This is a genomic window from Cupriavidus sp. 8B (assembly GCF_054589115.1).
The window spans coordinates 1-551 of record NZ_BAAILO010000219.1 but is presented as its reverse complement, the minus strand read 5'-3'; the positions used below and the strand labels follow the sequence as shown (position 1 = coordinate 551).

Sequence of the window (551 nt, the reverse complement as noted above, 5' to 3'; positions counted from 1 at the left end):
CGGCGGTCCTTCCAGCTCGCGTAGTCCAGGCTGCCGCGTATCAGATGCACGACACAAGTCTGCAGTGTCGTGCTCGGGAACACCGCGTTCAGGGCCTGCTCCATGCCCTTCAAGCCGTCGGTCACCGCGATCAGGATGTCTTGGGTGCCTCGCGTCTTCAAGTCGTTGAACACCTTCATCCAGAACTTTGCCCCTTCGGTGGTCTCGATCCACAGGCCCAGGATGTCACGCGTGCCATCGGGCAGCACGCCCAGCGCCAGATAGACCGCCTTGCTGCGCACGACGCCATCCTCGCGCATCTTGACCCGCAGCGCGTCGAAGAACACGACCGGGTACATGACCTCCAATGGACGGGCCTGCCAGGCGGTGACTTCCTCCATGACCGCATCCGTTACCGAGCTGATGAACGCGGGCGACACCTCAGTGCCATACTGCTCGACCAGGAACGCCTGGATCTCGCGTACCGTCATGCCGCGCGCATACATGGCGATGATCTTGTCGTCAAAGCCAGTAAAACGCCGGTCGTGCTTGGGAATCAGGATGGGCGCGAA

The 551-nt window shown here is 61.9% G+C and carries 1 protein-coding gene; it reads right to left on the bottom strand.

What is annotated here, in order from left to right; all coding sequences use genetic code 11:
* On the bottom strand, positions 1 to 551 hold a 551-nt coding region (locus ACYP5B_RS21815; protein ID WP_459571053.1), incomplete at both ends, for an IS256 family transposase.